The sequence below is a fragment of the Pseudomonas boreofloridensis genome (genome assembly GCF_030580795.1).
GTDB classification, from domain to species: domain Bacteria; phylum Pseudomonadota; class Gammaproteobacteria; order Pseudomonadales; family Pseudomonadaceae; genus Aquipseudomonas; species Aquipseudomonas boreofloridensis.
Window position 1 is genome coordinate 1 of record NZ_JAUQOQ010000048.1, and the last position, 601, is coordinate 601.

1 protein-coding gene is annotated in these 601 nt (G+C 67.2%); it reads right to left on the minus strand.

Annotated features, from left to right (window positions below):
* Nucleotides 1-601: AMP-binding protein (locus Q6A47_RS22895; protein WP_304485469.1), on the minus strand; the 601-nt coding region annotated here is incomplete at both ends.

Here is a 601-nt window from a genome sequence, read left to right on the forward strand (position 1 = left end):
CGAACGGGTCATCGATGAAGCGCTCAGCGCTCAGATCATCGCGGTTCAGGTAGCCACGGGCGACCTGCACGCCACCGATGTACAGCTCGCCGGCCACGCCTTGCGGTACCGGCTGACCTTGCGCATCGAGCACATACAGCGTGGTGTTGGCGATGGGCTTGCCGATCGGCGTGTTGTCCGGCGTCTGCGCCAGCGGCTCGGCGCAGTGCCAGGCGCTGACGTCCACCGCCGCCTCGGTCGGGCCGTACAGGTTGTGCAGCTCGACACTCGGCAGTTGCGCCTTGAAGCGCCGCACCAGGCTGCCCGGCAGCGCCTCGCCACTGCACAGCACGCGCTTGAGCTGCGCGGGTTCGGCGTCGCCGAAGGCCAGGAACACGTCGAGCATGGAGGGCACGAAGTGCAGTGTGGTCACGCTGCGCTCGGCGATCACCTGACGCAGGTATTGCGGGTCGCGGTGGCCGCCAGGACGGGCCATGACCAGTTGCGCACCGGTCTGCAACGGCCAGAAGAACTCCCACACCGACACATCGAAGCTGAACGGGGTTTTCTGCAAGACCACGTCTTCGGCGCCCAGGCCGTAGGCGTCCTGGGTCCACAGCAG